Origin of the sequence: Pseudomonas sp. SORT22 (assembly GCF_018417635.1) — a bacterium.
In the GTDB taxonomy this organism is placed as follows: Bacteria; Pseudomonadota; Gammaproteobacteria; order Pseudomonadales; family Pseudomonadaceae; genus Aquipseudomonas.
This window is the reverse complement of the sequence record NZ_CP071007.1, coordinates 3,680,637-3,693,080: the sequence shown is the minus strand read 5'-3', so window position 1 is coordinate 3,693,080 and position 12,444 is coordinate 3,680,637. Positions and strand designations below refer to the sequence as shown.

Below are 12,444 nucleotides of genomic sequence, written 5' to 3'. Positions count from 1 at the left end.
GATTATGTTGGCGTGTCAGGAGATAGGTGCAATGAGAAATGAAAACCGGACACAAATACGAGTGATTTGCATAAATTATTTTTGCGCCGGGGTTTTCGCCCCGATCAACGTCAGCCACGGGCTGTAGTGATCGACCGTGAGCGGCAGGGTTTCAGCCAGTGCGGCGAAGGCCCGTTGCGGTTCGTCCAGCGGGAATACCCCTTGCACGCGCAGCCCGCGCACCTCGGGTTCGACCCGGACAAAGCCGCGGTAGTAGGGGCGCAGCGCCTCGACCACCGACTCGAGGGAGTCATCCAGCACGTTCAGGCGCCCACTGAGCCAGTCGGCGCGTTGGCGCTCGCCGTTGCCCAGGGCTTCGATGCGTTCGCCGCCGAGCAGCGCGGCCTGGCCTTCCTGCACGTCCAGCTCGCTGCCGTTGAACAGCCGCGCGCGCACTGAGTGCTCAAGCACCACCAGGCGCGTGGCCTGGGCTTGCTGGCTGACCAGAAAGCGCGTGCCCAGGGCGCGCATTTCGCCCTGAGCGCTGCGCACCCGTAACGGCCGTAGCGGGTCGGCGGCGACCTGGATGATCAGCTCGCCACGGCGCAATATCACCAAGCGCTGCTGGCCATCGAACTGCAAGTCGACGGCGCTGCCGGCGTTCAGGCTCAGGCGGCTGCCATCGGCCAGGGTAAAGTCGCGGCGCTCGCCCTTGGCGGTGCGCAAATCGGCCAGCAGCTCTTGGCCGACCTCGCTGCGCGCGCCCAGCCACAGGCCGCCGCCGAGCACACCGATACCGACGAAGGCACGCAGCAGCTCGCGCCGCGAGCCGTTGGTTTGCAGCAGCAATTGGCGCGCCTCACCGGCCTGGCCCGGGGCGCGGCGTTCGAAGTTGCGCACGGTCTGGCAGGCGCCACCCAGACGCTCCTGCAAGCGCGCCCAAGCCTGGGCGTGGGCCGGGTCGCTGCCCAGCCACTGGCTGAACTCGCTGTGCACCTGGGCGTCGGTGTTGCCCGAACTCAGGCGCACCATCCAGTCGATAGCGGCTTCGGCGCTGGGCTCGAGGCGGCGCTGGCTCATGGCGCCAGCTCGCTGAGGTAGCACTGGCTCAGGGCCTGCTTCATGTAGCGGCTGACCGTGCGCTCGGAGATGTCGAGCTTGCGCGCGATATCGACGTAGCTCATGCCGTCGAGCTGGCTGTAGAGGAAGGTGGCCTTGACGATCATCGGCAGGCCGTCGAGCACCTGGTCGATGCTCACCAGCGCCTCGATCAGCAGCAGTTGCTCTTCGGGGGAGGGCGCCAGGGGCTCGGGCAGCGCCGACAAGCGTTCCAGGTAGGCCAGCTCCAGCTGGCGCCGACGATGGCGGTCGAAGATCAGCCGGCGGGCGATGGTCGACAGGTAGGCGCGCGGCTGCTGGATGCTGGCCGGGTCGACCTGGGCGGCGAGCATCTGGCAGAAGGTCTCGGCGGCGGTGTCTTCGGCGTCGGCGCGGTTGCGCAGGCGCTTATGGATATGCTGCAGGAGCCACCGGTGATGGTCGCTGAAAAAGAAGCCCAGCTTGCGGGTGGAAGAGGTTGGCACCGGTTGGCGTTCCCGAAGGTGTGAGTGTGAATCGTTCTCAATCTTACCTGTGCGGAGAGGCAAGGTGCAATCACCCGCGTCCGGCCCGCTTTACAATTTACCTACAGATTGTTCCTGGCCGCAGTAATAGGGTGGCGGCCAGACAAAAACCAAGAGAAATGCGCATGGACCTGTCGATCGCAGGCCAGCAGTTCAGCCTGCTGGAAAACTTCAAGGACGATACCCGGCTGCGCGCCAGCTTCAACGCCTTGACCCACCAGACCTTCGAATTTGATTTCGAACAGTGGTACCAGGATGGCTATTGGGGCGAAGGCTACCAGCCGTGGGCGTTGGCCCATGACGGGCGCATCGTGGCCAACATCTCGGTCAACCTGATGCATTTTGATGTGCTCGGCGAACCCAGGCGTGGCATCCAGTTGGGCACGGTGATGGTCGCACCGGAGTATCGCGGCCAGGGCCTGAGCCGCGTGTTGCTGGAGCGGGTGCTGGACAGATGGCAGGGCCAGTGCGAACTGATCTACCTGTTTGCCAACGACACGGTGCTGGATTACTACCCGAAATTCGGTTTTGCGCGGGTGCTCGAACATGAATACAGCGCGGCGCTAACCCCACCGTACAGGCCTTGCAGCTTCCACCGGGTCGACATGGACGACCTGCTCGAGCGCCAGCGCTTCATCAGCGCGGTTGACAGTGCCGTGCCCGTTGCACGCCTGGCGATGCGCAGCAACCCTGACCAGACGATGTTCTATTGCACGTCGTTTTTCAAAGACTGCGTTCACTACTCGCCAGCGCTGCAGGCCTATGTGGTGATGGAAATCGTCGACGGGGTGATGACGCTCTATGAGGTGTTCGCAAGGCGTGCGCTCGACCTGCAGGCACTGATTGCAGAACTGAGCACACCCCAGACCACCCGGGTGGTGCTGGGGTTTGCGCCGCTGGATAGCAGCGGCTTCGAGGCGCAGCCGCTGGTGTCGGATGACAGCCTGTTCGTGCTCGGCCAGGCCGGCCAATTCATCGAAGACGCCCGGCTGATGTTCCCGTTGCTGTCACACGCCTGAGCCGTTCAGGCCACAACCGGAATCAGCGGATCGGCCGCCGCCAGGGCAACCGCCCGATCGGCTGCGGGCGGGTAGATCCACACCGAGTTGATCTGCTGCTTGAGGGCTTTGGCGTCGTCCTTGATCAGCTTCACCTCACGCTCCCAGCCCTCGGTGTACACCGCGCCCCAGGCCCCCAGGTCCAGGCAGGTGACGTACTTGGGCTGGCGGTATGGCGTCGGCTCGACGCCAAGCAGGTCGGCGGCGACGTTGTTGCCCGAGTGGCGGCCCAGGGCGATGGCGTGCTGGCAGGTCATCAAGGCGTGGTTGCCCAGGTCGTCGGTGGCGGCGTAGGCCACGTCACCGGTGGCGAATACATGCTCTTGGCCAATGACCTTGAGGTTGTCATCGACATGCAGGCGGCCATGGCCATCGCGTTGCCCCGGGACTTGTGCGGTGAGGGCGCTGGCGCGCACGCCGACGGTCCAGACCACGGTGGCGGCCTCGATGCGCTGGCCGTCGGCGAGGGTCACGCCGTCGGCATCGACGCCAGCCACCGAGGCATTCAGGCGCCACTCCACCCCCAGCGCCGTGCAGGCTTCGATGATCGCCGGGCTGATGCCTTCGCCCAGGGCGGCGCCGATCTTGTTGCCGCGATCGACGATGATCACCTGCACCTGGGCATCTTCGCCGAGCACCGCACGCAGGCGGGCGGGCATTTCGGTGGCGGTCTCGATGCCGGTGAAGCCGCCGCCGGCCACTACCACGGTATTGCGCGCCTTTGATGCAGGCCGCAGGGCCAGGGCTTCGATGTGCTGCTCCAGGCGGCTGGCCGATTCGATCTGGTCGACGTCGAAGGCGTACTGCTCAAGCCCGGCCAGCGCTGGGCGGACCACACCGCTACCGCTGGCCATGACCAGCCGATCGTAGCCCAGCACCTGCGGACGGCCCTGACCGTCGCGGTAGCCGACGCGCTTTTCGGCCACATCGATCTGGTCCACCGCGCCCTGGATGAAGTTCACCCCCACCGCGGCAAACAGCTCGGCCAGCGGCGCTTTCAACTGCTGCACAGCGGTTTCGTAGAAGCGCGGGCGGATGCGCAGTTCGGCTTGCGGTGCGAGCACGCTGACAGTGACATCGTTGCGCCCGTGCTGGTCCAGCAGGCGGCTGGCGCTGAGGGCGCTCCACATACCGCCGAAGCCGGCGCCGATGATCAGGATGTGCTGTTTCATGTTCTGCTCCGAGAAAAAAGGGCTGTTGTTTGCCGGACGCAGGGTGTTGTTGCCCGCACCGGATAACTACGACTGTATTGGTCGTAGTTAAATGGTGCAAGCATTTTCTTAATGCCTATGCGTTAAGCCTTGGATTTGCTGGTGGTCAGGATGAACTGCTAGTATTGGCGACAAATCAAGTCGGAGATGGTCATGTCCCTGTATAGCGCCGGCGTCGAGTACGGCTTGCACTGCCTGCTGTTTCTGGTCGACGACCTGGGCGAAAGCCGGGAAGCCAGCGTGCGTGACCTGGCCGAGTTGCAGGGGGTGCCCCATGAATACCTGGCCAAGGTCTTTACCAAGCTGGCCAAGGCCAGGCTGGTGGTGGCCACCGAGGGTGTGCGGGGTGGTTTCCGGCTGGCCCGGCCGGCGGATGAAATCACCGTGCTGGATATCGTCACGGCCATCGACGGGCACAAGGCGATCTTCGATTGCCGCGACGTGCGTGACCGCTGCACGCTGTTCGACGGCGCGCCGCCGGCCTGGGCCATCGATGGCACCTGCGCCATTCACGCGGTGATGCTCACCGCACAAAAACGCATGGAAGAAGCCCTGGCCCAGCAGACTATCCTCGACCTGTCGCGGCGCCTGGGGCGCAAGGCACCGGCGGAGTTTTCCACCCAGGTGGTGAAGTGGATCAACGAGCGCCGCGACAGCAAGTAAGGCACTTCAGGCGGGTTCGGCGACCTCGGTGAACAATCTGCGGCCGTGCTCGAACATGCGCTGCAGGTGGGCGCCGGGGTCGGCGCTTTCCGATTCCAGCAGCAGGGTCGAGCTCACCACGCGGGCGCCGCAATAATCGAAGATGCCGTGATCGATCTGGGTCTTCATCGCCTGCCCGTAGCCATGCTTGCTGAAGGTTGCCGCATCGGCGCCGCCAACGCCCACCAGGTGCACGTTCAAGCGGCCCAGCATTTTTACCATCGGCGCTTCGGTGCTGAAGTCGAACGCCCAGCCATTGCTGAATACCCGGTCGATCCAGCCTTTGAGCAGCGCCGGCATCGACCACCAATACACCGGAAACACCAGCACCAGCGCATCGCTGCGGTCGATGCGCGCCTGCTCGGCCAGCACATCGGCGCCAGGTGCTGCGGTGCGGTGATGAACCGCGTGGTCGGCGGCGGCGAACACCGGGTTGAAACCTTCGGCGAACAGGTCGGCGAGCTCGGCGCTATGGCCGTTTTGTGCCAGGCCTTCGACCACCTTGGCGGCCAGGCTGTGGGTGAGTGACTGCGGGTCATGATGAGCGACAACAACAAGCGCGTGCATGGCAAGGGCTCCTGCGGATTGCGGGGAAAGGGTGAAACTTGTAAGCTGGGCGTAAGTTACTTTTGGTAAGTTACTTTTGGTAGGTAAGCATGTCAAGCGATCCGCAACCTCGTCGGCGTCTGTCGCGCGAAGACCGTCAGCAACAACTGCTTGAGGTGGCCTGGCGCCTGGTCCGCGAAGAGGGTACCGAGGCACTGACCCTGGGCCGACTGGCGGAATTGGCCGGGGTTACAAAGCCGGTGGTGTATGACCATTTTGGTACCCGCTCAGGCTTGCTGGCGGCGTTGTACCAGTGTTACGACGAGCGCCAGGCTGCGGTGATGGACGCCGCCCTGGCCGCCTGCGAGCCGACGCTTGAGAGCAGCGCTGCAGTGCTTGCCAATCGCTACGTCGACTGCGTGTTGACCCAGGGCCGGGAGATACCCGGAGTGATTGCTGCGCTGGCCAGCTCGCCAGAGCTTGAACAGATCAAGCGCGAGTACGAGGCAGTGTTCATGGAAAAATGCCGGGCGCTGCTGGCGCCGTTCAGTGCCAGCGGCGCGATTGCCGTGGCCGGATTGCGGGCGATGATCGGCGCGGCGGAGGCGTTGTCGCATGCGGCGGCGAATGCTGAAATTAGCGCCGAGCAGGCGCAGCGCGAATTGTTCGAAACCATCAAGGCGATGGTGCTGCGCAGTTAAATTGCATCGCGACAAGGAAGAAAATATGGACATTCAAGAAATCAAACAACGCCTGGCCAAACCCGCCATGCGCTTTTTCGCCGGCGGCTTTCGCCCGACCGACAGCGATGAAGAAAGCTGGCTCGGCCGGGTCTTCCTCTACGGCCCCGACGAAGGCGTACCGACCAACGCCGCTGGCGAGCCCTTGTTGCCCGTGGCCCAGTTCCACCTGCCGAGCCTGCCGTTCAGCAGCCCGCTGCTCAAGGACATCCGCGTTCTCACCCTGTTCGTCGGTTACCCGTTCCCGGATGAATTCGAGCCCATGGGCAACAACTGGCTGATCCGCGAATACCGCGCCGACGACGAGCTGGTGCGCAAGGACCTGCCGGTCGCCAACTCCTTTCTCAAGGCCTTCCCGCTGCGCGCTGAAAAACTCGCCGAGGACTATCCGCTGTGGGACGGCGGCGGTGTGCCGGATGAATTGGTCACCGAGATCGTCAAGCTCGAACAGGCAGGGGACATCGAGTGCTACTACGAGGTCATCACCCACGCCTACGAGCACAAGATTGGCGGCTATCCGTCGTTCTGTCAGTCGGGCGTGGACCCGGGCGACGGCTTTGAGTTCGTCTTCCAGGTCTCATCCGATGCCAAGATCAACCTCAACGTGATCGACAGCGGCAGCCTGATGTTCTTCAAGCACCGCGACAGCGGCGAGTGGACGATCTACTACGACTTCTATTGAGCTAGTGCGACTCGCCGTTGCGCGGCTTGTAGAACAGAAACTCGCTGGTCTCGGCTGTTCGGGCAAAGGTCTTCGACCAGTCGGGGCGCACATGGCGGTCGTGAAAGTACAGGGCGCCACCGGTGCGATCCGGCAGTTGTTTGTTAAGCGCCTTGCGCGCTATTTCCTTGGCCAGGGTGTAGCGCACCTCTTCCTGAACAGCGTCCGAGCGGCCATCGCACCACCAGGAGAACTGGCAGGCGCCGGTCTCCGAGCCCTGCTTGACCACGCCGCAGACCGAATCGGGAAAGCCCGCGTGGCCAACCCGGTTCATCACCACATTGGCCACCGCCTCCATGTCGGCTGATTCGCCGCCCTTGGACTCCCAGTAGATGCTGCGCGCCAGGCAGGTGATGGCATCATCCAGCGCGGCTGCACCAGCCGGGTCGACGGCCTGGACTTCGGTCTTGGTGATGGCTTGGGATTTGGGCGCGGGTGGGGCATCGGGGTTGCTGGCAGCTTTTTGCTCCAGCACCTGGGCTTTTTCTTCGGCCACCTGGGCCTTGGAGTCGGCCGCCAATGTCAGGGCGCTGGAAAACGTCAGTACCAGGCAAGTTGCAATTGTTAGCAGGCGCATGCTCGAACCTTTGATTGGCCTGGGAGTAGAACTTCCCGTTACAGGGTCGACCGCGCCGCGCTCAAAACATTCCCGCTGTCAGACGACGGGCAACTTCGGGCATCATCTACGCAGTCCGTTCAAGGGAGATTTCCATGCGCGTCACTTCACCTGTTGCACCGCTGGCGTTGTTGTCGCTGGGCCTGGCGTTTAGCGTGACCGCCCAGGCCAGCGACGAGTCGCAGCTGATCGAGTCGATCAACGCCTACCGCAGCCAGGCCCAGCGTTGCGCAGGCCAGGGGTCGATGGAGCTGCCGCCGCTGGCCAGCGACCCGCGCCTGATGCTGCCGGCCAACAGCATGGGCGACCTGCGCGAGGCTTTGGCGCAAAACAGCTACCCGATGGTCAACGTCCAGGCCATCAGCCTGTCCGGGCCGCGCGATGCGCAGGCGGCGATGCAGGCGGTGCGCGAAAGCTTCTGCCAGGTGGTACTCGACCCGCAGTTCGTTGATGTCGGCGTCAGCCGCGAGGGCCGCGACTGGCGCATCGTGCTGGCGCGGCCGCTGCTGGCCGGGCGCCTGGGCGACTGGCAGGCCGAAGGGCAGAAGGTCCTGGAGATGATCAACACAGCGCGTAGCCAGGCCCGCCAGTGCGGCGGCCAAGCGTTCAATGCGACCACGGCGCTGGCCTGGAACACTACCCTGGCCGGCGCCGCCGAAAGCCACACGCGGGCCATGGCCAACAACAACTTCTTCGATCACAAGGACCGCGACGGTCGCACTCCGGGGGATCGCGCCGAGCTTGCCGGGTATGCCGGCCAGCAGGTCGGCGAGAACATCGCCGCCGGCCAGGACACCCCGCGCAAGGTGGTCGATGGCTGGCTGGCCAGCCCCGGCCACTGCGCCAACCTGATGAACCCGCAGTTCAGCGAGCTGGGCGCAGCTTATGCGGTCGACCCCAAAAGCGACGCCGGGATCTACTGGACAGCGATGTTCGGCGCGCCGTAAACCGCCCTAGTGCTCAAGCCCGGCGCGCTTGAGCAATTGCTTGCAGCGTTCGGACAGGTGCACCACGCGCAGGTGCTTGCCGTTGTTGCTATAGCGCTCGCGCAGGGTCTTGAGCGCGGCGATCGCCGAGTAGTCGACAACGTTCAGGTGACGGCAGTCGAGGGTCACCTGGGCCGGGTCATTGGCCGGGTCGAACTGGTTGAGGAACGGCGTGGTCGAGGCGAAGAACAGGGTGCCGTGGACCTTGTACAGCTTGCTGCCGTCGCTTTCGTCGTGGCTGTCGGCATACAGCTCACGGGCCTGTTGCCAGGCAAAATTGAGCGCGGCGATGACGATGCCGCACAGCACCGCAGTGGCAAGGTCGGTAAACACCGTGACCAGGGTCACGGCGATGATCGCCAGCACATCGTTGACCGGCACCTTGTGCAGCACCCGCAACGACGCCCACGAAAAGGTCTGCTGGGCCACCACGAACATCACCCCGACCAGCGCTGCCAGCGGAATGCGCTCGATCAGCGGAGACAGGAACAGCACGAACATCAGGATCATCACCCCGGCGACCACCCCCGACAGCCGCCCTCGGCCGCCGGAGCTCAGGTTGATGGCGGTCTGGCCGATCATCGCGCAACCGCCCATGCCGCCGAACAGCCCGCTGGTCATGTTGGCCACGCCCAGGGCTACGCATTCGCGGTCGGGGTGGCCGCGGGTCTCGGTGATTTCATCGGTGAGGTTCAGGGTCAGCAGGGTTTCCAGCAGGCCGACCAGGGCCATGAGCAGTGCGTAGGGGGCGATGACCTGCAGGGTTTCGAGGTTCCACGGCACCTGCGGCCAGCTCCAGGCCGGCAGGCCGCCGGCGATGTGGGCAAGATCGCCGAGGGTGCGGGTCGGCAGGTCGAGCAGGTAGACGCCGGCACCGACGCCGAGAATGGCGATCAACGCCGGCGGCACGCTGCGGGTCAGGCGCGGCAACAGGTAGACAATCGCCATGGTCAGGGCCACCAGCCCCAGCATCAGGTACAGCGGTGCACCGCTGAGCCAGGCGCCATCGGCCTTGAAGTGCTCAAGCTGGGCCAGGGCAATGATGATCGCCAGGCCGTTGACGAAGCCGAGCATCACCGAATACGGCACCATGCGCACCAGTTTGCCCAGGCGCAGCAGGCCGAAGGCGATCATGATCAGCCCGCCGAGCAGCACCGTCGCCAGCAGGTACTGCACGCCGTGGGTGACCACCAGGGCGACGATGACCACGGCCATGGACCCGGCCGCGCCGGAAATCATCCCCGGGCGCCCGCCGAGCAGGGCGGTCAGGGTGCAGATGATGAAGGCGCCATACAGGCCCATCAACGGGTTGAGGTGCGCCACCAGGGCGAAGGCGATGCACTCGGGCACCAGGGCGAAGGCTGTGGTGAGTCCTGCCAGGACATCGGCGCGTAGCGGGGTTGTTCTCATGACTTACCTGAAGAGCGGCCCGGCAGCGGGGTGCTGCCGGGGCAAAAAGCGCAGGATGCTACGTAATTTGCCGATCGCAAGCCAGCGCCCTGGCGAGGAATCCCGCCGTGTGGCTGTCCTTGCACGCCGCCACCTGCGCTGGCGGCCCGCTGACCACCACCTTGCCGCCGGCGCTACCGGCCCCGGGGCCGATATCGATCACCCAGTCGCTCTGGGCCACCACGCGCATGTCGTGCTCGACCACGATCACCGTGTGCCCGGCCTCGACCAGGCGCTGCAGTTGCACCAGCAAACGGTCGATGTCCTGCGGGTGCAGGCCGGTGGTGGGTTCGTCCAGCACGTAGAGGGTGGCGCCGCGGGCCAGGCGTTGCAGCTCGGTGGCCAGCTTGATGCGCTGGGCTTCGCCGCCCGACAGCTCGGTGGCCGGCTGGCCCAGGCGCAAATAACCCAGGCCGATGTCCTGCAGCACCCGCAGGGCGCGGCTGATCGCTGGCTGTTCGGCAAAGCGCTGGCTGGCCTGGTCGACGGTCAGTTGCAGTACCTGGGCGATGTTCAAGTCTTGCCAGGTGATGGCCAGGGTCTGGGGGTTGTAGCGGTCGCCATGGCAGGTCGGGCAGGGCGCATAGACACTGGGCATGAACAATAGCTCGACGCTGACAAAGCCTTCGCCTTCGCAGGTCTCGCAGCGGCCCTTGGCGACGTTGAACGAGAACTGCCCGGCATCGAAACCTTGGGCTTGTGCATCGGGCGTTGCCGCAAACAGCTTGCGCACGTGATCGAACAGGCCGGTGTAGGTCGCCAGGTTCGAGCGCGGCGTGCGGCCGATGGGCTTCTGGTCCACCGGCACCAGGCGGCGGATATGCTCAAGGCCGGCGCTGATCCAGCCGTCGCTGGTTTGTTCGGGTGGGTCTTCCAGGCTCTGTTCTGCGACATCCTCCTGACTGCGGGCCTGGCCCAGGTGCTCGCCGAGCAGGTCGAGCAGCGCCTGGCTGACCAGGCTCGATTTGCCCGAGCCGGAAATCCCGGTGACCGCGCTGAAGCAGCCGAGCGGGAAGGCCACCGCCAGTTGCTCGAGGTTGTTGCGGGTGACGCCTTCAAGTTGCAGCCATGCCTGGGGCGTGCGCGGCGGGCGAACCTGGGGGGGATTTTCGTTGAACAGGTAAGTGCGGGTGCGCGAGGCCTCGACCTTGGCCAGGCCTGCCGGCGGGCCGCTGTACAGCACCTGGCCGCCGTGCTCGCCGGCGTCCGGGCCGACGTCCACCAGCCAGTCGGCGCGGCGCATGGTGTCCAGGTCATGCTCGACCACATACACCGAGTTGCCCGCCTGCTTGAGCCGCTGCAAGGCCGTGAACAGCGCTTCGCTATCAGCCGGATGCAGCCCGGCCGAGGGCTCGTCGAGCACGTAGATCACCCCGAACAGCTGCGAGTTGAGCTGGGTGGCCAGGCGCAGGCGTTGCAGCTCGCCCGACGACAAGGTCGGTGTGCTGCGTTCCAGGTCCAGGTAACCCAGGCCCAGGTCGATCAGGGTGCTGATGCGCTCCAGCAACTCGGCGGCGATGCGCTGCGCAGCCAGGCGTTTTTCCACCGACAGGTTGGGCGTGTGGCGCACATCCGCACCGCCTTCATGGGGGTTGTCGCCGCGGGCGGCGCGTTGCTCGCGGGCCTGTCGGGTTTGCGCGTGGCTGAGCACAGCGCCGGCTTCTTCAGGCTGCTTGAGGTAATCGGTATTGGCGACGGTCTTGAGCAGTTCGGCCAGGTCAAGCAGTGGCAGGCGCGACAGCTCAGTAATGTCCTTGCCGGCAAAGGTCACCGTCAGCGCCTCGGCTTTCAGACGCTTGCCGGCGCAGGCCGGGCAGGGGCTGGCGCGCATGAAGGCGGACACGCGCTTGCGCATCAGCGCACTTTGCGAATGGGTGAAGGTGTGCAGCACGTAGCGCCGCGCACCGCTGAAGGTGCCCTGGTAGCTGGGTTCGAGTTTGCGCTTGAGCGCCTGGCGGGTTTGCGCCGGGGTCAGGCCGGCGTACACCGGCACCGTCGGGGTTTCTTCGGTGAAGAGAATCCAGTCGCGCTGCGCCTGGGGCAGGTCGCGCCAGGGGATGTCGACGTCATAGCCGAGGGTCACGAGGATGTCGCGCAGGTTCTGCCCCTGCCAGGCCATGGGCCAGGACGCCACCGCCCGTTCGCGGATGCTCAGCGACGGGTCGGGCACCATCGACGCCTCGCTGACATCGAACACCCGGCCCAGGCCATGGCATTCGGCGCAGGCGCCTTGCGGGGTATTGGCCGAGAAGTCTTCGGCGAACAGCATCGGCTGCTCGGCCGGGTAGCTGCCGGCGCGCGAGTAGAGCATGCGGATCAGGCTCGACAGGGTGGTGACGCTGCCGACCGACGAGCGCGCGCTGGGCGTGCCGCGTTGCTGCTGCAGGGCCACCGCCGGCGGCAGGCCTTCGATGGAATCCACTGCCGGCACCCCGACCTGATCGATCAAGCGCCGCGCATAGGGCGCCACCGATTCGAAATAGCGACGCTGGGCTTCGGCATACAAGGTGGAGAACGCCAGCGACGACTTGCCCGAGCCCGACACCCCGGTGAACACCACCAGCGCATCGCGGGGAATGTCGACGTCGACATTCTTCAGGTTGTGCTCACGGGCGCCGCGCACCCGCACACAACCGGCGGGGTTGGCACTGACTACTGGTTTTGCACACATGACGATATTCTTCCCTGCTGAGCGATCCGCGTAAGTGGCAGACCGCCGAGCATGGCGCCAGTGCCGTCGATTTTCAAACAAATGAGGGGCCGCTTCGCGCTCCATCGCCGGCAAGGCCGGCTGCCACAATAGTCCTGTGTGCA

At 65.1% G+C, this 12,444-nt stretch carries 12 protein-coding genes; 5 read left to right on the top strand and 7 right to left on the bottom strand.

Features of this window, described 5'->3' with window-relative positions; genetic code table 11:
• Positions 1-75 precede the first annotated feature (75 nt).
• Both JYG36_RS16810 and JYG36_RS16805 read right to left on the bottom strand, forming a co-directional pair.
• Entirely contained in the window at positions 76-1,059 is a 984-nt protein-coding gene (locus tag JYG36_RS16810; protein WP_045201261.1) for a FecR domain-containing protein, read from the bottom strand.
• Positions 1,056-1,562 (bottom strand): sigma-70 family RNA polymerase sigma factor, encoded by a 507-nt coding sequence (locus tag JYG36_RS16805; protein ID WP_045201262.1) that lies wholly within the window; start codon positions 1,560-1,562, stop codon positions 1,056-1,058. The genes JYG36_RS16810 and JYG36_RS16805 overlap by 4 nt, the downstream gene beginning before the upstream one ends.
• 164 nt (positions 1,563-1,726) lie before the next feature.
• Between JYG36_RS16805 and JYG36_RS16800 the strand changes: the two genes are divergently transcribed.
• Positions 1,727-2,620 carry a GNAT family N-acetyltransferase gene (locus tag JYG36_RS16800; protein WP_213601722.1) on the top strand — a complete coding sequence of 298 codons (894 nt, stop codon included), beginning with the start codon at positions 1,727-1,729 and terminating at the stop codon, positions 2,618-2,620.
• A 5-nt stretch (positions 2,621-2,625) separates the two neighbouring features.
• On the opposite strand, the gene JYG36_RS16795 is transcribed toward JYG36_RS16800, so the two are convergent.
• On the bottom strand, positions 2,626-3,831 hold the full coding sequence (locus tag JYG36_RS16795; protein ID WP_213601720.1) for an NAD(P)/FAD-dependent oxidoreductase: 1,206 nt from the start codon (positions 3,829-3,831) through the stop codon (positions 2,626-2,628).
• 192 nt (positions 3,832-4,023) lie between these two features.
• Between JYG36_RS16795 and JYG36_RS16790 the strand changes: the two genes are divergently transcribed.
• Positions 4,024-4,533: an RrF2 family transcriptional regulator gene (locus tag JYG36_RS16790; protein ID WP_045201334.1), complete on the top strand. Its 510-nt coding sequence runs from the start codon at positions 4,024-4,026 to the stop codon at positions 4,531-4,533.
• 6 nt (positions 4,534-4,539) lie between these two features.
• Here JYG36_RS16790 and JYG36_RS16785 read toward each other — a convergent pair whose 3' ends face one another.
• Positions 4,540-5,139, bottom strand: coding sequence for an NAD(P)H-dependent oxidoreductase (locus JYG36_RS16785; RefSeq protein WP_213601718.1), 600 nt, complete (start codon positions 5,137-5,139; stop codon positions 4,540-4,542).
• Positions 5,140-5,228: 89 nt separating this feature from the next.
• On the opposite strand from JYG36_RS16785, the gene JYG36_RS16780 reads away from it, so the two are divergent.
• Together JYG36_RS16780 and JYG36_RS16775 are read left to right on the top strand one after the other, a co-directional pair.
• Complete coding sequence (locus JYG36_RS16780; RefSeq protein WP_213601716.1) at positions 5,229-5,819, top strand: TetR/AcrR family transcriptional regulator; 591 nt, start codon at positions 5,229-5,231, stop codon at positions 5,817-5,819.
• Positions 5,820-5,844: 25 nt separating this feature from the next.
• Positions 5,845-6,540: a DUF1963 domain-containing protein gene (locus JYG36_RS16775; protein WP_213601714.1), complete on the top strand. Its 696-nt coding sequence runs from the start codon at positions 5,845-5,847 to the stop codon at positions 6,538-6,540.
• A 1-nt stretch (position 6,541) separates the two neighbouring features.
• Here JYG36_RS16775 and JYG36_RS16770 read toward each other — a convergent pair whose 3' ends face one another.
• The gene (locus JYG36_RS16770) at positions 6,542-7,156 is read right to left on the bottom strand and encodes a cell wall hydrolase (RefSeq protein WP_093384391.1); all 615 of its coding nucleotides are present in this window, start codon (positions 7,154-7,156) and stop codon (positions 6,542-6,544) included.
• A gap of 134 nt (positions 7,157-7,290) precedes the next feature.
• Between JYG36_RS16770 and JYG36_RS16765 the strand changes: the two genes are divergently transcribed.
• Positions 7,291-8,142, top strand: a complete 852-nt coding sequence (locus tag JYG36_RS16765) for a CAP domain-containing protein (protein ID WP_213601712.1) — start codon at positions 7,291-7,293, stop codon at positions 8,140-8,142.
• 6 nt (positions 8,143-8,148) lie between these two features.
• Here the strand turns inward: JYG36_RS16765 and JYG36_RS16760 are convergent, their stop codons facing one another.
• Positions 8,149-9,591: a SulP family inorganic anion transporter gene (locus JYG36_RS16760; protein ID WP_213601710.1), complete on the bottom strand. Its 1,443-nt coding sequence runs from the start codon at positions 9,589-9,591 to the stop codon at positions 8,149-8,151.
• Positions 9,592-9,649: 58 nt separating this feature from the next.
• The gene (locus JYG36_RS16755; protein ID WP_213601708.1) at positions 9,650-12,301 is read right to left on the bottom strand and encodes an excinuclease ABC subunit UvrA; all 2,652 of its coding nucleotides are present in this window, start codon (positions 12,299-12,301) and stop codon (positions 9,650-9,652) included.
• Positions 12,302-12,444: the final 143 nt, after the last annotated feature.